The organism is Microbacterium sp. zg.Y909, assembly GCF_024626565.1.
The window spans coordinates 23,446-47,008 of sequence record NZ_JANJFJ010000003.1 but is presented as its reverse complement, the minus strand read 5'-3'; the positions used below and the strand labels follow the sequence as shown (position 1 = coordinate 47,008).

Sequence of the window (23,563 nt, the reverse complement as noted above, 5' to 3'; positions counted from 1 at the left end):
CTGGCTGGGGTTGTCGGGGCTCGCCTTCATCGCCGTCGTCATCGGGCACGTGCGCGACACGCTGCAGACCGCCCGCGCGCTCGGCGACGTCATGCGGGTGCTGCTCACCGTGTCACTCGGACTCGAGATCCTCTCCGGCATCCTTCTCGACCTGCCGCTGCGCTTCCTCGGGATCGACGGCAACATCGCCATGCTCGGTCCCGTCCAGGGCATCTTCGGCACCCGCAACTCGCTCGGGTTCATCGCGGTGCTTGCGCTCATCACCTTTCTCGTGGAGTACCGCACGATGTCGGTGCGCCCGGGAGTGTCGCTCTACTCCGCGGTGCTCGCCGGCTCGCTCGCCGCGCTCTCGGACTCCCCCACCGTGCTGGTGCTCGCCCTTGCCGTGGCCACCGCGACCGGGGCGCTGGCACTCGTGCGGCGCACCCGCAGCGACCACCGCCGCTCGGTGCAGTGGCTCTTCGGCGGCGCGCTGGTCGCGGGGATCACCGTGGCGTACCTGGCTCGGCATTCGATCATCGCGTGGATCGGCGCAGCGCGGGACTTCTCCACCCGCGCGGACCTGTGGGCGCAGATCGTCGTGTTCGTGCGTGCACGGCCCGTTCAGGGCTGGGGATGGAGCGGCACCTGGACCGATGAGTTCCCGTTCGGCACGATCAACTACATCCTGCGCGACTCGCACCGCTCAGCGCTCAGCGCCTACTTCGACGTGCTGCTGCAGGTCGGCTGGGTGGGGCTCGTGCTCTTCGGCGTGTTCGCCGGCCTGGCATTCGTGCGGGCGTGGCTCGTCGCCAGCGAACGCCGGTCGATCCTCTACGCGTGGACGCCGCTCATCCTCGTGGCGCTGCTGGTCGAGTCGGTCTTCGAGAGCTTCACCCTGGCCGGCTACGGCTGGCTCATGCTCGTGCTGTGCGCGGTGCGCGCCGGCCAGTCCCGGTCATGGCGGGAGCGCATCGACGAGGCCTCGCAGGGGTCGGACCTGCCACCGGCGACGGGCCTCCCGAGGGGTTCCCTGGGCGGGGCGGGGTAGGATCGAGGCGCCATGCCCTCCGCTTCCGACGCCTCCGCCTCCGCGCTCTTCGACCCCGCGACGGCGACGATCGTCGTCGTCACGTACAACCGCTCGGGCCTGCTGACCCGGCTGCTGGAGAGCATCACGACGATGGACCCCAAGCCCGGGCACCTCGTTATCGTCGACAACGCCTCCACCGACGACACGACCGAGGTGGTCGAGTCCTTCCGCGACCGCATCGGCACCGAGATCGTCTACCGCCGAATGGAGACCAACACCGGCGGCTCCGGCGGGTTCAGCGAGGGTATGCGCATCGCGTACGAGCTGGGGTCGACGTGGATCTGGCTCATGGACGACGACGTCGAGGTCATGCCCGACGGCCTCGCCCGCATGGGCGCCTGGGCACCACGGTTCAAGTCCATCCAGGGGCGACGCTACGACTACGACGGCAGCGAGTTCTACTGGCAGTACCGCATCGCAGAGCCGCTGGCGATCCCAATCCCCTTCGCGCCGGCGGGCTTCGACGAGTCGGGGTACAAGGAGATGAACTCCGGCTGCTTCGAGGGGATGTTCATCCACCGCGACATCGTCGCGCAGATCGGTCTGCCCGATCCCCGGTTCTTCATCTACTGGGACGACCAGATGTACGGCTGGCTCGCCTCGCGCAAGACCACCGCCGTCATCGTGGACGAGTTCGTGCTGCGCCGCACCCGCGAGATCAAGCAGTGGGACATGGGCATCCGCCACATGAACGCGTCGAGCAACGCGTACCGCTACTACATCATGCGCAACCGCGGGCACATGAAGCAGTACTACCGCAGGCTCGGTGTCTACAACCCGGTGCTCTTCGGACTCGGCACGGCGCTGACCTTCGGCAAGGAACTCATCAGGCTGCTGTTCGTCGAGCGCACCGTGCGGGGAACGTCGAACCTCTTCCGCGGCATCCGCGACGGACGCAAGATCGCCGAGGATGCCACGTGGGAACCCATGCCGCCGCTGACGGTCTCCGCGCCCACCGACTGATCAACCCTGCCGGGATTCAGGGCGCGACGATGCAGCACGCCGCACCCCCGACAGCGGTGACGATACGGTTCCCAGCGGCATCCCGCCAATGCCCGTGGTACTGCCGGTCGGCCGCGTAGACAGTCTGGCCGCCGAGGGCGAATCCGTTCATGTGCACCGGCTGGCCTTTGTAGGTGATGGTCAGATGCACGTGGTCGAACGTCGCGCCGCCGCCGCAGGGAACCGTGCGTCCTACGTCGCCGAGGTAGGCACCCGTGTCGACGCGGCGCCCGATGAGCTCGGTCTGCTCATTGACGAGATGGTAATACCCCGACGTCCACCCGCCGCCGTGGTCGATGACGAGGAAGCCGCCGGTGCCGCAAGATGCCCAGCGCACGATGCCGGGCGCGATCGCCACCACCCGACGCGAGGTGCCGGTGCCGGCCGGGCCGAAATCCAGTCCGTTCCAGTGCACCGCCGTGCCGCTGTGCGGGCCTCCCGCCTGCCAGCGCTGCCCGGACTCGAAGGGCAGCCCGAAGACCATGCTGCCCTCCACCGCGGAAGACCAGAGCGACTCGCCCGACCCCGCACGCACGACGAGCGCACCGTCGTCTTCGAGGCGCACCACTGCGTCGCTCCCGGCGGCCGGCATACTCGACCACGCCGCCGTGCCGTCGGGTCGCAGGAGCGAGAGCACCCCGTCCTGAGAGACACGCAGCAGCGTGCCACCCCCGCCCTTCGTCCTGGACTGCCAGGTCAGCACGTCGCCGGTATACAGTTCCAGGTTGCCACTGTCGGTCACCAGCAGTCGATGTCGGCGGTCGGATGAGCGCAGGCTCGCGCCCGCGCTCATCGTCTGCCCCGGCTGCAGGGTGGAGCCGTACTCCATCGAGACGGGCACCGTCGCGCTGCGCTTGACAGCCCGGAGCAGCCCGTCACGTGAGGCGCTCACCCGCACCGCCAACTCGCGCCCGGCGTCGAGCGATCCCACCTCGTACGTGTCGCCCACCGCCCCCGGGATCGGCGCACCGTTGCGGAACCACTGGAAGGCGAGGGTCTCGGGCTGCGGCTCCCACACGCCGCTCACCGCCGTCAGCACGGCACCGACACGGGGCGTCCCCTGGATGCTGGGAGTGGGTACGGCCGTGAACTGAGGCAGACCGCCTTGTGAGTGACGCTGGAGGAAGGCGGCCATCGCATCGCGGGTGATCGGGCTGCCCGGGCGGAACTCGCTCACACCCCCCGGCAGGTCGTAGCCGGAGGTGATGCCCCGAGCTGCCAGCCATCCGATCTCGACCGCGAAGGGGGTCGAGGTGGACACGTCCGTGAAGCGCGGGGCGGCGGGCACCGCCGCGGCGCCCTCGGTGAAGCGGAACAGGAACGCGGCCATAGCGTCCCGCGTGATCGGATCCCAGGGGCGGAACTCGCGTGCACCATCGCCTGTTTCCCACCCAGTGGACACCCCCGTCGCCGCCAGCCAGGTGATGGCCGTGGAGAACTCCGAATCCGCCCCCACGTCGACGAAGGGCGCGTCGGCGGGCGGTACGACGTCCGGCGACCCGGCGTAGCGATAGAGGAAAGCGGCCATCGCGTCTCGGGTGATCGGGCGGAACGGCCGGTACTCCCGTCGCCCCGGCGCTGTCTCCCAGCCCGTGCTGATGCCTTCGGATGCCAGCCAGGCGATCTCTGCGGCGAACTCGCTGTAGGCAGGCGAGGAGGGGTCACCGGACACGTCCACGAAGGCGCTCGAGCCGGGTGCGACGGATGCGACCGCGACGGACGGGGAGACGAGAACCGTGCCGACGAGGATGCCGATGAGAGAGATCGCGGTCAGAGGGCGGGCCTTGCGCAGGCGGGTCATGCATCATCCTCCGGGGTAGGTGGGACCCATCCTCGCCTGCCTGCCCCATCTGCGCTTCATCAGAGTCTCCTTAGAGTTGTCTGTGAATGCGCTATGTTCAACGTGGACGCCGCCCGCTGGGGGACGGCGGGGAGCTGCCTGGGGGCAACGTGAACGTCGAACGTCGTGGTTTCGCAACGCAGGGGAACAGGCGGTGGGCGGCGATTCTCGCCGTGCTGCTGACTGCGATACTCGCCGTAGGCGGCGCGCCTGCCGCGCCGGCGGCGGCGGAGCCGACCGGCGCCACCATCTCGGGCACCGTCACCCTGCCCGCGGGGGCGCCCCAGGAGTGGCTGGCCGACGTGTCGGTGAATGCCTTCGCCGACAGCGGCGATTCTGCGTACGCCGAGGTGGAGGCGGACGGCACCTATGTGATGACCGACGTCGTGCCCGGCACCTACCGGGTCGCTTTCAGCCACTACGAGTGGGACAGCGTGAGTGGCGTGGGCGTTTCACGACTGGTCAGGCAGTACTACGAGAACACGCATGATTTCGCCGCGGCGACACTGGTCGACGCCGTAGCCGGCGAGAACACGACAGGCATCGACGCCGCGATGGCCCCATCCGGCACGATCACGGGCACCGTCACGCTCTCACCGGATGCGCCGGCGGACTGGTTGCGCGGCGTCCGGGTAAGCGCTTCTCCTGTCAGCGGCAATGGGGAGTGGGGCGTCGGCGAGGTGAACCCGGAGACCGGATCATACCGGATCGACGGACTCGCGGCGGGCGAGTACCGCGTGGAGTTCCGCGGCAACAGGTACTGGGACGACGCTCTCGGTGAAGAGGTCCTGACGAACCTCGTCCCCGCGTACTTCGGGGGCGGCGACCACCAGACGGCGCCGAGCGTCGCGGTGCGCGAGGGCGCCACGACGCCCGGCATCGACGCGACGCTGGATCTCGGCGCGGCGCTCACCGGCACCGTGACGCTCACCGCCGGCGCGGACCCTGCCTGGCTCGCACGCGTCATCATCGAGGCCGTCGACGGCCGTGGCGTGCCACGGGGCAACTACGGCTCGCCCGACCCGGCCACGGGCCGGTATACGGTCAGCGGCCTTCCGGCCGGGGAATACCGCGTGCAGTTCCGGGCGGGGTATGCCCCGCCCGACGGGTCCGGTTCTTCGTTCCCGGACAACCTGATCGACCAGTACCACCCCGGTGTCGATGACCTTGCGGATGCGCGGCCCGTCGCCGTCACGCGCGGCCAGGTACGCACCGGCCTGGATGCCCGCATGCAGGTGGGTGGCACGATCTCGGGTGTCGTCAGCCTCCCCACCGGATCACCGCGGGACTGGCTGCAGGGTGTCGCGGTGTCGGCGGCCCCGTACGCCGCAGGCGGCGGAGGCTGGGGATGGGCACAAGTGGACCCCGGAACCGGAAGCTACACGATCAACCGGCTGCGCGCCGGAGAGTACCGCGTCGAGTTCTCGGCCCAACCGTATTGGGATGACGCAGGCGAGCAAGTATGGCCCGACCTGCTCAACAGCTACCACGGCGGTACGTCGCCCGCCGACGCCGTGCCGGTCACGCTGTCTGCGGGGAAAGACGTACGCGGCATCAGCGCCACGCTTTCGCGTTCGTCGACCATCAGCGGCCGTGTGACCCTTCCCGCCGGCACCCCACCCGAGTGGATAGAATCCGTCCGCGTCTACGCCAGGTCCGCCGACGATCAGTTGTCCTCCTGGGCCTCGGCGACGCCGCAGCGCGACACGGGCGCTTACACCGTGCGTGGCCTACGCGCCGGTGACCATGTCGTCGAGTTCGCGGTGGATCCGACCGACACATCCGGGATCAACCTCGTGCCCGAGTATTACGACAACCAGCCCACAGCGGCCGCCGCGACCCGGGTCCACGTACCGGCGGAGGGTCTGCGCTCAGGCGTCGATGCGACGCTGGCGACGGGTGCGGTCGTCAGCGGCACCATCACCGGGATCCCGGCCGACGCCGAATGGGCCAACCTCAGCGTCGTGCGTCACGAAGGCGCCGACGCCGTCCCGGTCGGCGGGGTCCTGCTCCCCGACGGCGACGGCGTGTTCACCGTCGGCGGCCTCCGTCCCGGGCAGTATTACCTGGGGCTGGATGCGGGCGGACGGGACTACTGGCAGGCGCAGTACCTGAAGACGGGCCGCGACACCTATCAGCTCACGGTCCCGGCCTCGGGCGTCCCTCGCTTGTCGCTCACAGCGGCGCCGCATGACGCCACGCTCTCCGGCTCCGTGACCGCGTCGGGGTACGGCGCCGACTCCGATGGGAGCCCCGTCGCGGGCGTGATGCTCTACCAGCGCGTCGATACCGGCTGGATCCGCAGCATGTGGGGCGCAGAGGCCGCACCCAACGCCAAGACGCCGTACTCGTTCGACCGGCTGACGGCAGGGACGTACACCGTCGGATTCGAGGCATACGGACCTGAGGCTGCGCCCACCGCCATTGATCAGTGGTGGAGCAACAAGCCGTCACTCGCGCAGGCCGACGCCATCACGCTGGCCGCGGGACAGAAGCGGACGGGGATCGACGGGGCGGTGACCCCCCGCGCTCCCGCTGCACCGCCCGTCTTCACCGACGTCAGCAGCCAACCCGGCTCCCCCGCTTACAGCGCCTTCGCGACCGAGATCGCGTGGATGTCCTCGCAGGGCATCTCGACGGGTTACGACGTCGGCGGAGGGAAGAAGCAGTACCGGCCGTTCGGCAACGTCACCCGTGACGCGATGGCGGCATTCCTGTACCGCTACGCCGGATCGCCGGACTTCACGCCGGAACCGGTGTCCCCGTTCACCGATGTGCCCACGAGCAACACCTACTACAAGGAGATCTCGTGGCTGGCGAGCACGGGCATCACGACGGGGTGGGATGTCGGGGGCGGTAAGCGGGAGTTCCGTCCGTTCAGCCCCATCACCCGTGACGCGATGGCCGCTTTCCTTTACCGCTTCGCGGAATCGCCGAAGTTCACGCCATCCGCCAGCTCGCCGTTCAGCGATGTGCCGACCACGAACTCCTTCTACAAGGAGATCTCGTGGCTGGCCGACAGCGGCATCTCGACGGGCTGGGATGTGGGCGGCAAGAAGTCGTTCCGTCCCTTCAACCCCATCACTCGCGACGCGATGGCCGCCTTCCTCTACCGCTTCGACGCCCTGGGATGACCCGCTCATGATCGACGAGACGCAAGCCCGCCGACCGCGCCGCCGCAGTGCACGACCCCGTCCCGCGTATGCCGCGGCGGGGCTCGCCCTGCTGCTGATGTGCGGCGGGACGGCGGTGGCATGGGCCACCGACGCCCTCGCTCCCGCATCTGGCAGCGCGGCCGATGAGCAGTCTGCGCTCCCGGGCGCCGACCCGACGGCCGGTGCGGACGGCGCAGCCGACGTCACCGCGCAGGCGGCCACGGGCGAGGCCAGCGCGCCTGCGACCGAAGAAGACGCAACTGCGGCGGCAACGGCCGCGGCGGCGCAGCAGGTCCAGCAGGCGCGACAGGACGCGGAGTTCACCGCGCTCGCTTCGAACGCGGTGAACAGCCTGAGGGAGGAGTCGTCACTGCTGCAGCGGATCCTGCGGGATGACCCCTCCGCCCTCCCTGCTGCGGATCGGCTCTTCGCTGCGGCCGGCCCGCTGCGCTCCTTCCCCGTTCCCGAGGTCAAGAGCCGCGCCTGGGCCTCCGCTCTGGGCGCCGCCGAGGCGGGCCTGCGGTCGGTGTCGGACGCATGGGCGACGGGCGATTCACACGCCGCAGGATCCGCACTCGCCGCTCTGGAGGACTCCCTTCGTGACCTCGAGGGGATTGCGGGAACAGGCGGCTGAGCCCGGTCCGACGACCGTCGGCGCTGGCGCGACGTGACCGACCGATCGTGTCCGACGGCGAGGGGGGCAGACGTCTCCCCTCGCTCGGCTAGGCTCGAAGCGGACCCCATCCTGAACCCGACACGAGGTGGTGCCGATGTCCATGGCTCAACCGCGCGTCTCCATCATCATCCGTACGAAGGACCGGCCGCATCTGCTGGCACGCGCCCTCGACGACATCCTGATGCAGACGATCGCAGACTGGGAAGCCGTCGTCGTCAACGACGGCGGATCCCCCGCCCCGGTCGACGATCTCGTCGCCGCCCGCGCGGACGACTTCGCGGGTCGTTGCCGGGTGATCCACCACGAGCACTCACTCGGGATGGAAGGCGCGTCCAACCGCGGAGTGCAGGCCACCACAGGCGCGTACATCGCGATCCACGACGACGACGACACCTGGCGACCCGACTTCCTCGAAGCGACGACGGGAGCACTCGACGCAGACGAGGCTCTCGTGGGCGTCGCCGTACCCACCGAGGTGATCATGGAGCGCGTCGTCGGTGGGCACATCGAGGAGTTCGACCGCTGGATGTTCACCCCACCGGGAGACGTCGTCACGGTGTTCGACCTCATCCTGTCGAACCGGGTCGTCCCGATCGGCCTGCTTGTGCGGCGACGCGCGCTGGAGGAGATCGGCGGATTCGATGAGGCTCTTCCTGTCGTGGGCGACTGGGAGTTCAATCTGCGGCTGGCGCTGGCCGGTCCGATCGCCTACCTCGCCGGCGATCCCCTCGCCTACTGGCATCAGCGCCCCGATCACCGCGACGGCTCCCTGGCCAACAGCGTGCACGGCGCGACGGATCTGCACTTCCGCTACGACCGGATCGTGCGGGACCGCGCGCTGCGCGAGGATCTGTCCTCGCACGGGCTCGGATCGCTGTTGTACCTGTCGAAGTTCCTCGATGAACGCCTCCACGAGATGGAGGAGCGCATGCGCGCGCGCCAGGACGAGGTCGCCGCCGCATCGTCCCGACAGTTCGAGGCGCTGCGCCGCGAGATGCGGGACGCCATCCATCGCGAGGCCCAGTACTACTCGGTCGGCGCCACGGTGAAGCGGTGTCTTCGCCGCCTGCTACGGCGCGGCTGACGAGTCCGCGTCGCCGGACGCCGGCGCCTCGAAGGTCATCTCGTCGAGCTCGGCGACCCACGCGCGACGCCGCAGGCGCTGCGCGCTGAGATCAGGCAGGGACGCGGCCGGATCGGTCAGGAAGTCCGCCAGCGGCGGGAGGCGGAACAGCTCCGCCTTCTGCCCGAAGTACGCATTGGCCCCCATGAGGTACGTCGGCACGCCGAGGAACGTCATCATGAGCGCAGTGTGGTACGAGGACGACAGGGCGAAGTCCACGGTGCGCAGCGGCTCCAGCACCGGTGGAAGGCCCGACCCCGCGGTGTAGCCCAGCGCAGCACCCGCCAGGTCTATGACGGTGACGCGGCCGAAGGGGAAATCCTCCGCCAGCGCGGCCATCGTGCGCAGCGTATCCTGCACCTCCGAGCGGGCGTCGGCGTAGGCGTTGAGCAGATAGACCTCGTCGGGCCCCAGCTGAGCGACACTCTCGAGCGCCTCGCGCCACACCGACAGCGCCTCCTCGCCGCCGGCATAGCCGGAGGTGTTCATGTGGACGGCCACGCGCAGACCGCCGTCGGGTGACCGCGGGCGCACGGCGGATGGTCCCGCCCAGTCCTCGAGCACTTCGGTGAGGTCGTCGAAGGTATCGACGGCGGGGATGTCCAGACCTTTGCTCACGCGTGCCAGAGATGTGCTGTCCCGCAGCCCGATGAAGGGCACCCGGTGGCGCTCAGCGAGCCGCCGGAAGCCGCTCAGCGCGGCATCATCGACCTGCAGCCCTGTGAAGACCACCTGCGAGGCCCCCAGGTCGGTCGCGATCGCGTCGATGGCCGAGAAGTGCTCGCTCCCCCACATCGCGTTCAGGTAACCCCCGCCCACCACGTGCAGGGGGGCACCGGTGACCGGCGGCCGGATCTCCCGCAGTCCCTTGGGGGCGTCGCGACGCCGGTCGCTGAAAAGGACGATATGCGGGCAATCGAACCACCGGCGCAGCGAAGCCACCCGTTCGCCCGGGTCACCGGCGAACGCCGGCAGGAACAGCACCGGAGTGCGGTCGGGCCGCTGCGTCCAGTAATCGAGGATGTTCTTGTTCTGCAGGATGTCGCCGAAGTTGGAGTGGCCGTTGGAGCCGGTGTACACCAGCGTCACCGGGTCCCCGGACTCCAGCAGCCGACGGGTCGCGTCGTCGGTGTACCAGTGGTGCGCGGCAGCCCTCCCCCCCTCGGCCCGCGGCAGGTATCCGGGCAGCGCCTCGAGGGTCGCATCGAGACGCGCCGCCGAGAAGTCCGCCATAACCCGCTCCCTCCCTCTCCGCGCCCGCGCCAGCGCCTCGGGGAAGTCCTCGACGATTCGGGTGAGGGCAGCCACGTACCCCGAGGTGTCCTCGGGGTCGCCGACGAGGAAGCCGGTGGCCGTGGTGACCACGCGCGCGATGTCACCGACGTCGGGAGCGACCACCGGCATCCCACTGGACATCGCCTCGAGAACGGTGTTGGGCAGCCCCTCGCGATCGCTGGTCAGCAGCAGCACCTCGCCGCCCTCACGCGCCATCTCGGCGAACCCGGACGTGTAGGGCGGATGCAGCACCGCCCCGATGCTCCGCAGCCGGTCGAGGGTCGACGTGAGGGCAGGGTCATCCCCGATGACGGCGTCTCCGTACACGTGGAACTCCACGGGAAGCCCGCGCAGCGCCTCCGCGATGGGGACCAGCCGGTCGAGGCGCTTCTGACGATCGAACCGTCCTGCCCAGACGACGCGCAGAGGGGCGTCCGCCGTCAGTGGGCGGGCACGAAGGCCCAGGTCGGGCTCCTGCACGGCTGCGGGATGGACGACGAAGGCATCCTCCGGCGCCCCTTCGGCAGACGCCATGTGCCGGACCAGCTTCGCGTTGTCGGTCAGCACTCCGGCGAGGTGCCGGTAGAAATCCCGGGACCGGTGGTGCAGGAAGGACCACATCGTGCCGTCGGGAAGCCTGTCGAGGACGTAGGTCGAGACGAAGAGATCCGAGTGCTGCGCGAGCGGGGCCCCGAACACGTCGACCACGTCGAACCCAAGCGTCGAGTTCACGACGTGCACGGTGCCGGGGCGGCGCTGCGCGATGATCTGGCCGAGGACCCGCACACCGAATTGCGGCAGCAGTTCGAACCGGCCCAGCTCGAACACGGTGACGCCTTCCAGCGCGCCGAGGCGCGTCGACGGCTCCGGCTCGGTCGTGATGAGGGCCACCGTGGCATCCGGTCGGGTGCGGCGCACGGCAGCGATGTACTGCGCCGTCAGCAGGTCGGCACCCCCTGTGCGCAGCCAGGGGGCAATGAAGAGCACGTCGATCTGTTCCGGCAGTGCGGCAATGGCCGACCAGTAGGCGCGCTGCTCCGGAAGGAAGGTCGTTCCCCAGTCCGTTCCCCAGCGGCCGTATCCCCGCAGGGTGTCATCCGACGGAAAGGGGATCTCCGGTTGCAGTTCGTGAGCCTTCGACCAGTCGTCGCGGCGTGCGGCGAGATCGTCCGCAATCGCCACGGGAGGGGCGGGTCGGCGCAGCCTCTCGCGCACCGGGCGCGCCAGGTAGGCTGCGGTGCGCCGCGCCAGGCTCAGCGCCCGTCCGACGGGGTGCCGTCGCCTCGCCGGACGTCCGGGCGCGGCGGCCGACGCTCCGATCCGCTGCAGCGCCTCGACGGCGACGGCGCGACTCGAGAGCAGCTCATTGCGCGGCAGCAGGCTCGCGTGATGCGCCGCGGCCAGTCCATGCGGCGACGCCCGGTAGAACAGCGTGGTCCCGGCGGCGACGACGTGCGGGACGTCGCCGGCGAGCGTGTCGCAGTTCCAGGCCCAGTCTTCGGGGCCGAATCCGCCCCCGGGCGGAGAAGGGCGGTAGGGGTAGCGTTCGAACACGCGACGGTCGGCCAGAACGAAGGCGTCCCAGGGGTTGAACCAGGCCAGCCATCCGCGCTGGAACTGCGGCGACACCGAGGAGATGAGCGGCCAGACCTCGCGTTTGGCGCCGAACGTCACCACGAGTTCTGGATGCACGACGGACGGGACGTCCTGCGCGGACAGCAGGGCGTGGGCATGCGCGAGCCAGTTGCCGGAGGGCAGGTTGTCCGCGTCCAGCACGCCGACGGCCGAGGCCTGGGAACGGGCGATGCCGTCGTTTCGGGCGAGGGAGAGGTCGCCATGATCCACGTCGATGACCTCGACGCGCTCTGCGGCACTCAACGCCCCGCTACGCAGCGCCTGATCCACGGCGCTCCGGGTCGCTTCGTCGATGCGATCGCCGACGATGACCACTTCGACCCGTGCCGGCGCCGCTTCGACGATGCAGCGGCCCAGCGAGCGGAGCGTCGGCACGAGGAAGCGGCCCTCGTGGTGCACCGTGACGATGATGGCGATGTCGGCTACGGAAGGCACAGTCCACCACTCTATCCGGGCCGTCCGCGCGCAGCCGGCACGGGCGAACCCCTAGCATGGACGGCGCCCCGACGAGTTGGAGACTCCTTGCCGCACCGCCGCATCGCCGCCGCACTCGCCCTCATCGTCGTCGCCGGCGCGCTCGCCGCTCCTTCTCCTGCCTCCGCCGATCCGACGGTGGACGCGCGTTCCGTCATCCTGGCCGAGACGAACGCCCATCGCGCCGCCCACGGCCTGAACCCTGTGCTCCCCCTGCCTGCGCTCGACTCGATCGCGCAGAGCTGTTCGCAGCAGCAGGCGAATGCCCAGCGGATGGAGCACTGCACCGGCTACCACACGCGGTACCCCGCGGGCTGGCGCAGCGCCTCCGAGAACGTGGCCTACGGCCAGCGGGTCTCAGACGTGGTGGATGCCTGGATGAACTCGGCGGGGCACCGCGCAAACATCCTCGCGCCCACGGCCACCCACCTGGGCATCGGCTATGCGCTCTCCTCGGCCGGCCGGCCCTACTACACCCAGAACTTCGCCTCGTACGTCCCCGACAGCGGAATGGTGTTCGTGGACGTCAGCTCGCGGAGCGGGTCGGCCTTCCGCAGCGAGTTCGCCGCCGACATCCACTGGCTGGCCGGCCGGGGGATCACCACCGGGTACCCGGTCGGATCCGGCCTGCGCGCTTTTCAGCCTTGGACCGGAGTGGCACGCGACGCGATGGCCGCGTTCCTCTACCGCTACGCCGGGTCGCCACGCTTCACCGCGCCCACGACCTCCCCCTTCGCCGACGTGGCGACGACGCACCCCTTCTATCGGGAGATCGCCTGGCTGGCCGACGAGGGCATCTCCACCGGATGGACCGACGCGGACGGGACCCGCCGCTTCCGCCCGGCCGACACCATCACGCGCGACGCGATGGCGGCATTCCTGCACCGCTCGCTCGCGGCCGGGGCGACGGCGTCGGCGTCGGCCCCGTTCGTCGACGTGCCTCCCAGCAACACATTCCACACCGCGATCGCCTGGCTCGGCGGCGCCGGCATTTCGACCGGCTGGGAGGTGGGCGGCAACCGCGAATTCCGCCCGTATGCGACGGTGACGCGCGACGCGATGGCGGCGTTCCTCCGACGCGCCGACGCCTCCCGGTGAGCGGGCGGCCGACGGCGAGCAGGCTCACCCCGAGGTGTAATCGGCGTTGTATCGGTCGAGCACCTCGTTGATCGGCGCGTCGAGGACGAGTCTGCCCTTGTCGAGGTAGAGCCCACGGGTGCAGAAACGACGCAGGTCGCGCTCGTTGTGACTGACGAAGAAGAGCGTCCGTCCCTCCGCGAGCAGCTCGTCGATGCGCCGATAGCACTTCTCACGGAAGGCCTTGTCACCGACAGCCAGGACCTCGTCGACGAGCAGAATCGGCTCCTCGAGCTGCGACACGACCGCGAACGCCAGGCGCACCTTCATTCCGCTGGAGAGATGCTTGTAGGGGGTGTCGACGAACTCCTCCAGTTCAGCGAACCCGATGATGTCGTCGAAGCGGCGGGCAACCTCCGCACGCGGCATCCCGTGCAGACCCGACGTCAGGCGCACGTTCTCCCGCACGGTGAGATCGCCGACGAAGCCGCCCGTGATCTCGATGAGAGGGGCCACACCACCGTGGACGTCGACACGGCCGGTGTCGGGCAGCAGCACCCCTGCCACCAGTTTCAGAAGCGTGGACTTGCCCTGGCCGTTGCGCCCGACGACGCCGATGGCCTCGCCCGCTTGCACGGTGAACGACACGTCGCGCAGGGCCCAGAAGTCACCGGGCGGGGTGCGTCGGCGGGAGCCGCCGAACAGGTCCTTGATGCTGCGCCGACCCCGCCGGCCACGCCGGAAGCGGACGCCCAGGTCCACAGCCTCGATGGCGACAACCTTCGCCATCACAGCTCCTTCAGCACCGACGGCTCGAGCCGCCGGAACGAGAAGATCCCCAGCACCAGGAAAAGCACCGTCATCACCACGGACATCACGACGGCAGGGGTGTCCCATTGTTCGGGGAAGAATCCGACCCGATACATCGTGAAGATGCCGGCGAGCGGGTTGAACACAGCCAGATCCCGGAAGGGCTCCGGCAGATCCGCGACGCCGTAGATGACCGGTGAAGCGTAGAACAGCGCGCGGAGGATCAACCGGGTTGTGCGTTCGAGATCCGACCACAGCACGCACAGCGGGGCGACGAGCAGTCCGAGGCCCACCAGAAGCGCCGCCTGCAGCAGCACCGCGGCGGGGAACCACAGCAGCCCCCACCCCACCTGCGCCCCGGCGAACACCGCGAACACCACCAGCACCGGCAGGGAGCAGAGGAACTCGACGCCCTTGCTCAGGACGATGCGGTTCACCCAGATCGATCGCGGAATGGCCGTGGACCTCACCAGCCTCGCGTCCTTGTTGAAGGCGCGCGTGAGGTCGGAGACCGCGGCGTTGAACCACACCCACGGCAGCAGCGCCGTCATGAGGAACACGATGTAAGGCTCAGCGCCCACCGTGCGCTGGAAGACCTGGGTGAACACGAACCAGTAGATGGCGCTCATCACCAGCGGATCCAGCACCGACCACACGTAGCCGAGAAGGCTGGTCGCGTACCTCACCTTGAGGTCGCGCGCGGTCAGAAGCCACAACGAGTGGACGTAACGGCGCAGCGACCCCGGGGCGCCGACTGTCCGCACTGAACTCACACGGTCGATCCTATTGTGCGGGAACCGGGGAATCGCCCAGCGACCACGCCTCGACACAGGGTGATCGCGTAACCTGAAGTGCTTTCGTCCCCCACACCCCTGCGGATGCCTGTGACCCGGTTCTCCACGCTTCTCGATCTGCCGCTGCGCAGACCACGCGCCCTCGAAGCGAAGCCCCCTGCACGTCAGGAGATCCAGGCACTCCGGGCGCTGGCGGTCATGGGGGTGCTGCTGTTCCACCTGTGGCCGCACCGCCTGACGGGCGGGTACATCGGAGTGGACGTCTTCTTCGTCGTCTCCGGCTACCTCATCACCGATCACCTCCTGCGGGAGTACGCCGCCCGCGGGCGGATATCGTTGGCCTCGTTCTGGGCACGGCGCGCGCGGCGTCTGCTGCCGGCATCGCTCCTCGTACTCTCACTTACGGCGGCTGCGACGTATCTCTGGGTCCCCCTGACCCGCTGGTCGCAGTTCGGCTGGGAGATCATCGCGTCGGCGTTCTACGTGCAGAACTGGGCGATGGCCGCTCAATCCGTCGACTACATGGCGATGTCCAACACGGCCTCCCCGGTGCAGCACTTCTGGACCCTGGGTGTCGAGGAGCAGTTCTACATCCTCTGGCCCGTGCTTCTCGTCGGCGGCGCAGCGGTCGCCGGCCGCCTGCGACGCAGCGGTATGGTCGGCATCACGGCCCTGATACTGGCGGCGACCGCGGGCAGCTTCGTCTATTCGGTCGTGTTCACCGCGACCGACCCGGACGTCGCGTACTACTCCACCTTCACACGCGCGTGGGAGTTCGGTGCGGGCGCCCTGCTGGCGCTCGGCCTGCGCCGGCGGCCGGCATGGTTCTCCCCTCGCCCGGCGGCCGCTGCGTCATGGCTCGGCTTCGCGGCCATCGGCGCCACGATGGTGCTCTACGACGCGACGACGCCGTTTCCCTCGTTCACCGCCGCTCTGCCTGTGCTGGCGACGGTGCTGGTCATCGCAGCAGGCACTCCGTCCGTCGCCGCTGCACCGACGCGTCTGCTGGCCCTGCGGCCGGTGCAGTTCGTGGGGGACGTCTCCTACGGCGTGTACCTGTGGCATTGGCCACTCATCGTCCTGCTGCCCTACATCACGGGGCACCGGCTCTCGACCTGGGAGGCACTCGCGGTGCTGTGCGCCTCCCTGCTGCTGGGATGGGCGTCGAAGACCCTCGTGGAGGACCCCGTGCGCGCCCTTCCCTGGCTCGCCCGTGGTGCAGCAAGGCGCTCGCTGTTGTCGACGCTTGCGGCGATGACGGCCGTGACGGCTCTGGCGCTTCCGCTCGCCCTCGCCACGGTTCCACCGCCGCCGACGACCGCCGCGAAGCCCGACGCCTGCTGGGGCGCCTCCGCGATGACCGACCCGAGCTGCGGCCCTGCCGATCAGGTGCCGATGGCGGCACCTGTCGCCTCCTTCGCCGCCGACCTCCCGACGGAGGAGGTGCAAGCGTGCGAGATCACGGTGGAGCTCGCATCCCACCGACGATGCGACCTCGTCGACGCGCAGAGCCCGACGCGCGTCGCGCTCGTCGGGGACTCCCACGCGACCCGGTGGGTCGAGGCATTCGAGCGAGCGGCGGAGAGCGAGGGATGGGGGCTGTCGACGTTCCTGGTATCCGGCTGCCCCCTGGTGTCCGCCGACCCCATCGGCGGCCCGTGGGGCTTCGACCCCGTCGGAGGCGAGCTCTGCCCGCAGCCGACGGCCGCCGTCCTGGACGCACTGGTCTCCGACCCCTCGATCACCGACGTCGTCCTCACCAACCGCACCCGCCTGTACGTCTCCGACGACCCGGCAGACCACCCGCTCAGCGCCGAAGCCGTCGAGGCGACGATCCGCACGCTCCAGCAGGCGGGCAAGAACGTGATCGTGCTGGCGGACCCGCCGGAGGTGCGCGGGACGCCGGAGTTGGGAGCACCCGGAGCGATCGACTGCCTCGCCACCCCGAGCGCGCGCGACTGCGACCTGCCTCGCGCCGCCGCCGACTTCGCCGACCCCATGCGCGCGGCAGCGGACCGCGCGGCGGCGCCGACCATCGATATGACCGACCTGTTCTGCACCCCTGATCGCTGCCTGTGGCGAATCGGCGGCCTGATCGTATACACCGACGACAACCACCTGACGAGGTCCTTCGCAGCAAGTCTCGCCCCCACCCTCACCGAGCGGCTCCGTGCCTCTGGTGTGGGCGGCTGACTCTCACCATCCGGTGAGACGGGCGATCTCCTCACGCACTCGGGGCGCCAGCGTCTGAGCATACGAGCGGGTGAGGTGGTTGTCGTCGAGATACACCACCACGCCTCCGATGACGGCGGGGCAGGTCCCGTTCGGGCAGAGGTACGCCGTGAGGTCGGCGACCGCGACGCCCTCGTCGGCGAGACGCGATGCGGGATTCACCGCCGACATCACATCCGCGAGATCGCGCGAGCAGACCGGGTCGTCGCGACCGTTGTCCTCGACGCACACGAACATGTCCTCGTCGAACCGCGGGTTATCACGCAGCGCCAGCACCGGCGCCCCCGACTGCCGCAGTCGTTCGATGGTGCGGCCGACGCCGCGCAGCATCCGCTCATCGTCGTCGTCGGGCACGGACTTCGTCGCCATGAGCACGACGAGGTCCGGTTGCAGATCGGCCGCGTAATCGAGCACGGCCTCGCGCCACGACGCGCAACCCTCCACGCCCGGCACGGGCTTCTCATCCTCCGCGAGCGCACACCCCGCTTTGAGGAGGGCGACGATCTGCCACCCCTCGCGCTCCGACAGCGGCTCGAGAGCGCCCATCCACTGCTGGGCGTGCGAGTCGCCCGCCACCAGGACGGTGCGCTGCGCGTGCGGGGTGCGGGTCGACACGCAGGTCCCCTCGAGGGCGCTGCGCGCCGGGGCCAGCTCACCCGCACACTCCCCCGCCAGCCCCACCCATTCGTCGCCGACGTCGGTGCCCAGCGGAACCAGCGGCGCGTCGGGTGCCGGTTCGCGCGCGGGCGGATCGTAGAGCACCGCGGCCCCCGGGTTGGTCTGCGAGGCCGTCGCTGCGTTCCGGATCGCCTCCGCTGCCTGCCAGGAGGCCAGCGGAACGGCGACCAGGCCCACGCACGCGATGACCGCGACGACGGCGCGCCGCTGCGGCGCGTCCGCGAGCGCACGCTGCACGGGTTTCTCGACGGCTCGGGTGATGAGGGATGCCAGGGCGATCGAGACCGCGATGATTCCCGCCCCGGCAAGCAGGCCAACCTGCGTGGAATCGGTCACCAGCATGTAGGTGATCAGCACGGGCCAGTGCACGAGGTAGAGGGCGTAGGCGATCCCCGACAGGCGCTGCAGGGGCCTTGTGGACAGCAGGCGCGCGGGACCCGAATGCGGCGCGGCGTCACCGGAGACGATCACCGCTGCCGCGGCGAGGGTCGGCCAGAGGGCGAGGTAGCCGGGGAACCCGCCCTGAACGTCGAGCAGCACGCCGCACAGGATGAGTGCCGTCAGGCCCACCCAGCCGAGGATGACCGCGATGACGCCGCGCAAGCGGATCCACGGGGCCAGCAGCGCCAGCAGCGAGCCCAGGGAGAACTCCCACAGCCGGGCGAAGGTGTCGAAGTAGGCGAACGCCTGGTTGGTGGCCGTGGTGATGATCGAATACGTCAGGGACGCGATGAACACCGCGGTGAACAGCACGATGAGTGCCCTGCGCGGTGACGTCGACATCCGCCGGGCGATCGCCAGGGTGGCCAGGATCAGCAACGGCCACAGCACGAAGACCTGGCCCTGCACCGACAGCGACCAGAAGTGCTGCAGCGGGCTGGGCAGCACGGTGTCGCGGGCGTAGTAGTCGACGGCTGACGCCGCGAGGTCCCAGTTCTCGACGTAGAAGAGCGACGCCCACGTCTGACGCCGCAGATCCGCCCACTGGGCCGAAGGGAAGAACGCCCACACCAACGCCAGGATGCCGAGAAGGGTCACGGCGGCCGCCGGCAGAAGACGTCGGAACCGACCGAGCCAGTAGGAACCCAGTCGCAGAGGCGCGCCCCGCTCGGCCCGGCGGATGAACGAGGCGGTCAGGAAGTACGCCGAGATCATCAGGAAGACGTCGACGCCTCCCGACACGCGCATCGACCAGACGTGGTAGACCACGACGAGGGCGATGGCCAGCGCCCTCAGCCCGTCGACGTCGGCGCGCCGCGGACTCGCACGTCTCCTGCGCATCCCGCTGGGGGCGGAGCGTACAGAGACGACGTCGGACATCACGCCAGCTGGTTGTTCCACATGGACAGCGCTGAGCCGATCGCCATGTGCATGTCGAGGTACTGGTACGTGCCCAGCCGACCGCCGAAGTGCACGTCGGCCTCACCCTTGGTCAGCTCACGGTACCGGCGCAGGCGCTCACGGTCCGTCGCGGTGTTCACGGGATAGTAGGGCTCGTCTTGGCCGGTCGCGAATCGCGAGAACTCGCGCATGATCACCGTGCGGTCGGCGGGATACCGATCAGATCGCTCCGGGTGGAAGTGCTTGAACTCGTGGATGCGGGTGTACGGGACGTCGGCGTCCGCGTAGTTCATGACGGACGTGCCCTGGAAGTCGCCGACATCGAGCACCTCCTCCTCGAAGTCGAGCGTGCGCCACGAGAGCTCACCCTCGACGTTGTCGAAGTACCGATCGATCGGACCGGTGTACACGATGGGAAGCCGCCCCACCGTCGCCTGCTTGCTCAGCGGCTGCGAGACGTCGAAGAAGTCGACGTTGAGCTTCACGTCGATGTTCGGGTGGTCGGCCATGCGCTCCAGCCACGCCGTGTACCCGTCGACGGGAAGGCCCTCCCAGGTGTCGTTGAAGTAGCGGTTGTCGTAGGTGTAGCGCACGGGCAATCGGCTGATCACCTCGGCCGGCAGGTCCTTGGGATCGGTCTGCCACTGCTTGGCGGTGTAGTCGCGGATGAAGGCCTCGTACAGCGGCCGCCCGATGAGCCCGACGGCACGCTCCTCCAGGTTGCGCGCGTCGCGCGGGTCGAACTCGCCGGCGAGCTCCTGAATCAGCGCGCGCGCCTCGTCGGGCGAGTAGGCGGCCTGGAAGAACTGGTTGATGGTGCCGAGGTTGATCGGCAGGGGGAACACGACCCCCTTGTGGTTGGTGTACACACGGTGCACGTAGTCCGTGAACGCGGTGAAGCGATTGACGTACTCCCAGACCGTCGCGTTGGAGGTGTGGAACAGATGCGCACCGTATCGGTGCACTTCGATGCCTGTGGTCACTTCGTCTTCGCTGTACGCGTTGCCCCCGATGTGGTGGCGGCGGTCGATGACGGTGACGCGGCGGCCGGCAGCGGCCGCTCGCTCGGCGATAGTGAGGCCGAAGAAGCCGGAGCCGACGATCAGGAGGTCCATGGAGGGAGTGCTTTCGTGTCGGGGCGACGGCGGTTCGCCGATCCGCGTCAGTCTATCGGGCGGCGATTTCGTAGGCTGGGAGGGCCATGACTCTCGAGATCTTCATCCCGTACTGGGGCGACCCCGACCTGCTGTTCCGCACCGTGGACTCGGTGCGTGCCCAGCGCAACCCCGACTGGCGCCTGGAGGTGATCGACGACTGCTATCCGGATGACGCCGTCCCCGCGTGGTTCCAAGAGCTGGACGATGACCGCGTCACCTACACCCGCAACGCCGAGAACCTCGGCATCACCGAGAACTACCGTGAAGCGATCCGGCGCGCCACGCAGCCCTACATCACGATCCTCGGGTGCGACGACCTGTTGCATCCCGACTATGTCGACGTGATCAGCCGGACCATCGCGGCGGTGCCGGATGCCGACGTGATCCAGCCCGGTGTCGACGTCATCGACGAGCACGGCACCTCGATCCGCCCGCTGGTCGACCGGGTGAAGCAGGGCGTGCTGGCACCGAGGGGCGGCCACGGCATCGCGGTGCTTCGCGGCGAGGCGATGGCCACCAGCTTGATCCGCGGCGACTGGCTCTACTGGCCGTCGCTGACCTTCCGCACCGCGACGCTGCGTCGGATCGACTTCCGCGACGGGTTGCCGATCATCCAGGATCTGGCGCTGCTGATGGACATCGCCTTCGAGGACGGGACCCTCGCCTACAACCCGACGGTCGTGTTCTCCTACCGCAGGCACGGCGGGTCGGCCTCCCAGAAGGCCCTGCTCGACGGCCGACGCTTCCGCGATGAGCGTTCGTACTACCGCCAGGCACGTGGGCTCGCGCAGGCGAAGGGCTGGCGGCGCACCGCGTCGGCGGCGCACCTGCGGCTGTTCTCCCGACTGCACGCGATGGCGGAGCTCCCCGGGCTTCTGCGTCACGGCACAGGTGCCGGGATAAGATCGACGCTGGCCCACGTCTTCCTCTGACGCGGCGGACCGCGACCTCGAACGCAGGAGCACCAGATGGCGGAGCATGTCCTGATCACCGGCGGGGCCGGCTTCATCGGATCGCGCCTCGCGGCGCGGCTGGTGGCCGGCGGGCACACGGTCACCGTGCTCGACGCCCTCATTCCCCAGGTCCACGGGGACGACCCGGCGCGCACATCGCCGCTGCTGCGGTCGCTCGACGGAATCGCCGAGGTGATCCACGGCAGCGTGACATCTGCCGAAGACCTGACCCGCTCGCTGCGGGGGGCGACGGTGGTCGTCCATCTCGCCGCGGAGACGGGCACCGGGCAGTCGATGTACGAGATCGACCGCTACGTCGAGACGAATGTCGGCGGCACCGCGAAGCTGCTCGATCTGCTCGCCAACACCGAGCACTCGGTGCGCAGGCTCGTGATCGCGTCATCCCGCTCCATCTACGGCGAGGGCTCCTACCTCACCGAAGACGGCCGCACCGTCTTTCCTCCCCACCGGTCCGATGAGGAGATGGCCGCGGGGGATTTCGAGGTCCACATGGCCGGCGAAGGGCCGTTGACCGTCATCCCGACGGCCGAGGACGCGAAGCTCCACCCGTCGAGCGTCTACGGCATCACCAAGCAGATGCAGGAATCGCTCATCATGACGGTGTCGCCGACGATCGGCATCGAGCCAGTCGCGCTCCGGTACCAGAACGTCTACGGGCCCGGCCAATCGCTCAAGAACCCGTACACCGGCATCCTGTCGATCTTCTCCACTCTGATCCGCCAGGGCAAAGAGATCAACATCTTCGAGGACGGCCTGGAGTCGCGTGACTTCGTGTACATCGACGATGTCGTGGAGGCGACGTTCCTGGCATCCGTCCGCCCCGAAGCCGCCGGCGGCGTGTTCAATGTGGGCTCGGGGGTGCCCACCACGGTGCTGCAGGTCGTCGAGGCCCTCTTCGCCGCCTACGGCACCGAAGTCCCCACGCGGGTGTCCGGCAACTACCGGCTGGGCGACATCCGTCACAACATCGCGGACACGACGCGCCTGCGCGAGGTCCTCGGGTTCACCCCCGCCGTCGCGTTCGAGGACGGCGTCCGCGCCTTCGCGGAATGGGTGCTGCAGGAGCCGGTCGAAGGCGACGCCTATCAGCGTTCGCTGGACGAGATGGCGGCGCGGAATCTCCTGAAGTGAGCCTGCGCACGCTGTTGCACAGCACGCCCTACCCGTACCGCGCGAACAGCCTCAACATGTTCCGCCTCATCCTGGCGGCTCTCGTACTCGTCGCGCACTCGTACTACATCACCGGCGCGGGCGAGGGTCCCCACATCCAGGGCGAAAACCTGGGCGGGTGGGCCGTCGCCGGGTTCTTCGTCCTCAGCGGCTTCCTCATCACCCGCAGCCGGCTGCGCACCACTCCCGCCGCGTACCTCCTTCACCGGATCGCTCGGATCTTCCCCGCCTTCCTGGTCTGCCTCGTCGTGACGGCGTTCGTCTTCGCCCCGCTGGCCGCACTGATCGAGCACGGGACGCTGGCAGGCTTCCTCACCACGCCGGTCACGCCGCTGCAGTACATCTGGTCGAACGTCACGCTCTACATCGACACCTATACGATCGGCACGACGCTGCAGTCCGTGCCCTACCCGGGCGCCTGGAACGGCTCATTGTGGACGCTGTTCTTCGAGTTCTGCTGCTACATGATCGTCTGGCTGCTGGGCGGTCTCGCCCTGTACCGGCGAAATGCCGCGCTGGCCGGTGTCGTTTACGTCCTCAGCCTGTTCGTGTGGATCGCCATCCCCGCCGCGGAGCGGCTCGGCTTGGACGGCAGCTTCGTGCTCCTGGCGAAGCTCGCGCCGTTCTTCCTGGGCGGGGCGTTCGTGTACTTCATCGTCGAGCGTTCCGGGATCAGCCCGGTCCTGGGCGTCGCGAGCCTGGTGCTGGCCGGGCTGCTCATCGTCGGCGTGCCCCACTGGGGCGGACAGGCGGCCGCGCCGCTGCTGGCCTACGGACTGCTGTGGCTCTCGGCGATCGTGCCGCAGCCGGCCTTCATCGCCCGCAACGACGTCAGTTACGGCTTCTACATCTACGCGTGGCCTGTTCAGCAGCTGCTCGTCCTGGTGGGCGTGGGGGCATGGGGACTGGGTCTGTACATGCTCGCGGCCGCCGCGGTGACACTGATGCTGGCGTGGTTGAGCTGGACCCTCGTCGAGCGACGCGCGATGGCCTGGGCCAGGCCCAGCAAGGAGCCCCTCCGTCCTCCGGAGATGCTCCCCGGCGACATCCAGCGCGCCTGATCGCTCTCTGCCCGCCT

The 23,563-nt window shown here is 69.3% G+C and carries 16 protein-coding genes; 10 read left to right on the top strand and 6 right to left on the bottom strand.

Annotated features, from left to right (window positions below):
* Both NQ160_RS00590 and NQ160_RS00585 read left to right on the top strand, forming a co-directional pair.
* A partial coding sequence (locus NQ160_RS00590) for an O-antigen ligase family protein (RefSeq protein ID WP_257513281.1) occupies nucleotides 1-1,030 on the top strand: 1,030 nt, incomplete at its 5' end.
* A 12-nt stretch (nucleotides 1,031-1,042) separates the two neighbouring features.
* On the top strand, nucleotides 1,043-2,035 hold the full coding sequence (locus NQ160_RS00585; protein ID WP_257513280.1) for a glycosyltransferase family 2 protein: 993 nt from the start codon (nucleotides 1,043-1,045) through the stop codon (nucleotides 2,033-2,035).
* Nucleotides 2,036-2,051: 16 nt separating this feature from the next.
* On the opposite strand, the gene NQ160_RS00580 is transcribed toward NQ160_RS00585, so the two are convergent.
* Entirely contained in the window at nucleotides 2,052-3,875 is a 1,824-nt protein-coding gene (locus NQ160_RS00580) for an S-layer homology domain-containing protein (RefSeq protein WP_257513279.1), read from the bottom strand.
* Nucleotides 3,876-4,087: 212 nt separating this feature from the next.
* Between NQ160_RS00580 and NQ160_RS00575 the strand changes: the two genes are divergently transcribed.
* The 3 genes from NQ160_RS00575 (at nucleotide 4,088) to NQ160_RS00565 (ending at nucleotide 8,829) form a co-directional block, all read left to right on the top strand.
* On the top strand, nucleotides 4,088-7,048 hold the full coding sequence (locus NQ160_RS00575; RefSeq protein ID WP_257513278.1) for an S-layer homology domain-containing protein: 2,961 nt from the start codon (nucleotides 4,088-4,090) through the stop codon (nucleotides 7,046-7,048).
* Nucleotides 7,049-7,055: 7 nt separating this feature from the next.
* Entirely contained in the window at nucleotides 7,056-7,703 is a 648-nt protein-coding gene (locus NQ160_RS00570; RefSeq protein WP_257513277.1) for a hypothetical protein, read from the top strand.
* A gap of 136 nt (nucleotides 7,704-7,839) precedes the next feature.
* Nucleotides 7,840-8,829 (top strand): glycosyltransferase family 2 protein, encoded by a 990-nt coding sequence (locus NQ160_RS00565; RefSeq protein ID WP_257513276.1) that lies wholly within the window; start codon nucleotides 7,840-7,842, stop codon nucleotides 8,827-8,829.
* Here the strand turns inward: NQ160_RS00565 and NQ160_RS24810 are convergent.
* Nucleotides 8,815-12,213, bottom strand: coding sequence for a glycosyltransferase (locus NQ160_RS24810; protein WP_257513275.1), 3,399 nt, complete (start codon nucleotides 12,211-12,213; stop codon nucleotides 8,815-8,817). The genes NQ160_RS00565 and NQ160_RS24810 overlap by 15 nt on opposite strands.
* Before the next feature lie 87 nt (nucleotides 12,214-12,300).
* Between NQ160_RS24810 and NQ160_RS00555 the strand changes: the two genes are divergently transcribed.
* The gene (locus NQ160_RS00555) at nucleotides 12,301-13,350 is read left to right on the top strand and encodes a CAP domain-containing protein (protein WP_257513274.1); all 1,050 of its coding nucleotides are present in this window, start codon (nucleotides 12,301-12,303) and stop codon (nucleotides 13,348-13,350) included.
* 24 nt (nucleotides 13,351-13,374) lie between these two features.
* Here the strand turns inward: NQ160_RS00555 and NQ160_RS00550 are convergent, their stop codons facing one another.
* Together NQ160_RS00550 and NQ160_RS00545 are read right to left on the bottom strand one after the other, a co-directional pair.
* A complete protein-coding gene (locus tag NQ160_RS00550; RefSeq protein ID WP_257513273.1) occupies nucleotides 13,375-14,118 on the bottom strand; it encodes an ABC transporter ATP-binding protein in 744 nt (247 codons plus the stop codon).
* Entirely contained in the window at nucleotides 14,118-14,903 is a 786-nt protein-coding gene (locus NQ160_RS00545) for an ABC transporter permease (RefSeq protein ID WP_374113616.1), read from the bottom strand. The genes NQ160_RS00550 and NQ160_RS00545 overlap by 1 nt, the downstream gene beginning before the upstream one ends.
* A gap of 120 nt (nucleotides 14,904-15,023) precedes the next feature.
* Between NQ160_RS00545 and NQ160_RS00540 the strand changes: the two genes are divergently transcribed.
* Entirely contained in the window at nucleotides 15,024-17,126 is a 2,103-nt protein-coding gene (locus NQ160_RS00540) for an acyltransferase family protein (protein WP_257513271.1), read from the top strand.
* A 3-nt stretch (nucleotides 17,127-17,129) separates the two neighbouring features.
* Here the strand turns inward: NQ160_RS00540 and NQ160_RS00535 are convergent, their stop codons facing one another.
* Together NQ160_RS00535 and glf are read right to left on the bottom strand one after the other, a co-directional pair.
* Complete coding sequence (locus NQ160_RS00535; protein ID WP_257513270.1) at nucleotides 17,130-19,124, bottom strand: acyltransferase family protein; 1,995 nt, start codon at nucleotides 19,122-19,124, stop codon at nucleotides 17,130-17,132.
* 38 nt (nucleotides 19,125-19,162) lie between these two features.
* Complete coding sequence (gene glf / locus NQ160_RS00530) at nucleotides 19,163-20,299, bottom strand: UDP-galactopyranose mutase (protein ID WP_257513269.1); 1,137 nt, start codon at nucleotides 20,297-20,299, stop codon at nucleotides 19,163-19,165.
* Nucleotides 20,300-20,385: 86 nt separating this feature from the next.
* Here glf and NQ160_RS00525 point away from each other — a divergent pair, with 86 nt between their 5' ends.
* The 3 genes from NQ160_RS00525 to NQ160_RS00515 are packed head-to-tail and all read left to right on the top strand — an operon-like array spanning nucleotide 20,386 to nucleotide 23,546.
* Complete coding sequence (locus NQ160_RS00525) at nucleotides 20,386-21,273, top strand: glycosyltransferase family 2 protein (protein WP_257513268.1); 888 nt, start codon at nucleotides 20,386-20,388, stop codon at nucleotides 21,271-21,273.
* Nucleotides 21,274-21,309: 36 nt separating this feature from the next.
* The gene (locus tag NQ160_RS00520; RefSeq protein ID WP_257513267.1) at nucleotides 21,310-22,446 is read left to right on the top strand and encodes an NAD-dependent epimerase/dehydratase family protein; all 1,137 of its coding nucleotides are present in this window, start codon (nucleotides 21,310-21,312) and stop codon (nucleotides 22,444-22,446) included.
* Nucleotides 22,443-23,546, top strand: a complete 1,104-nt coding sequence (locus tag NQ160_RS00515; protein ID WP_257513266.1) for an acyltransferase family protein — start codon at nucleotides 22,443-22,445, stop codon at nucleotides 23,544-23,546. Before NQ160_RS00520 ends, NQ160_RS00515 begins: the two co-directional genes overlap by 4 nt.
* Nucleotides 23,547-23,563: the final 17 nt, after the last annotated feature.

What these genes read in the sequence shown, in the direction of transcription:
- NQ160_RS00580 (WP_257513279.1), bottom strand. Translation starts at nt 3,875, where the DNA reads ATGACCCGCCTGCGCAAGGCCCGCCCTCTGACCGCGATCTCTCTCATC.
- NQ160_RS00535 (WP_257513270.1), bottom strand. Translation starts at nt 19,124, where the DNA reads ATGCGCAGGAGACGTGCGAGTCCGCGGCGCGCCGACGTCGACGGGCTG.
- glf (WP_257513269.1), bottom strand. Translation starts at nt 20,299, where the DNA reads ATGGACCTCCTGATCGTCGGCTCCGGCTTCTTCGGCCTCACTATCGCC.
- NQ160_RS00570 (WP_257513277.1), top strand. Translation starts at nt 7,056, where the DNA reads ATGATCGACGAGACGCAAGCCCGCCGACCGCGCCGCCGCAGTGCACGA.
- NQ160_RS00565 (WP_257513276.1), top strand. Translation starts at nt 7,840, where the DNA reads ATGTCCATGGCTCAACCGCGCGTCTCCATCATCATCCGTACGAAGGAC.
- NQ160_RS00585 (WP_257513280.1), top strand. Translation starts at nt 1,043, where the DNA reads ATGCCCTCCGCTTCCGACGCCTCCGCCTCCGCGCTCTTCGACCCCGCG.
- NQ160_RS00520 (WP_257513267.1), top strand. Translation starts at nt 21,310, where the DNA reads ATGGCGGAGCATGTCCTGATCACCGGCGGGGCCGGCTTCATCGGATCG.
- NQ160_RS00550 (WP_257513273.1), bottom strand. Translation starts at nt 14,118, where the DNA reads ATGGCGAAGGTTGTCGCCATCGAGGCTGTGGACCTGGGCGTCCGCTTC.
- NQ160_RS00525 (WP_257513268.1), top strand. Translation starts at nt 20,386, where the DNA reads ATGACTCTCGAGATCTTCATCCCGTACTGGGGCGACCCCGACCTGCTG.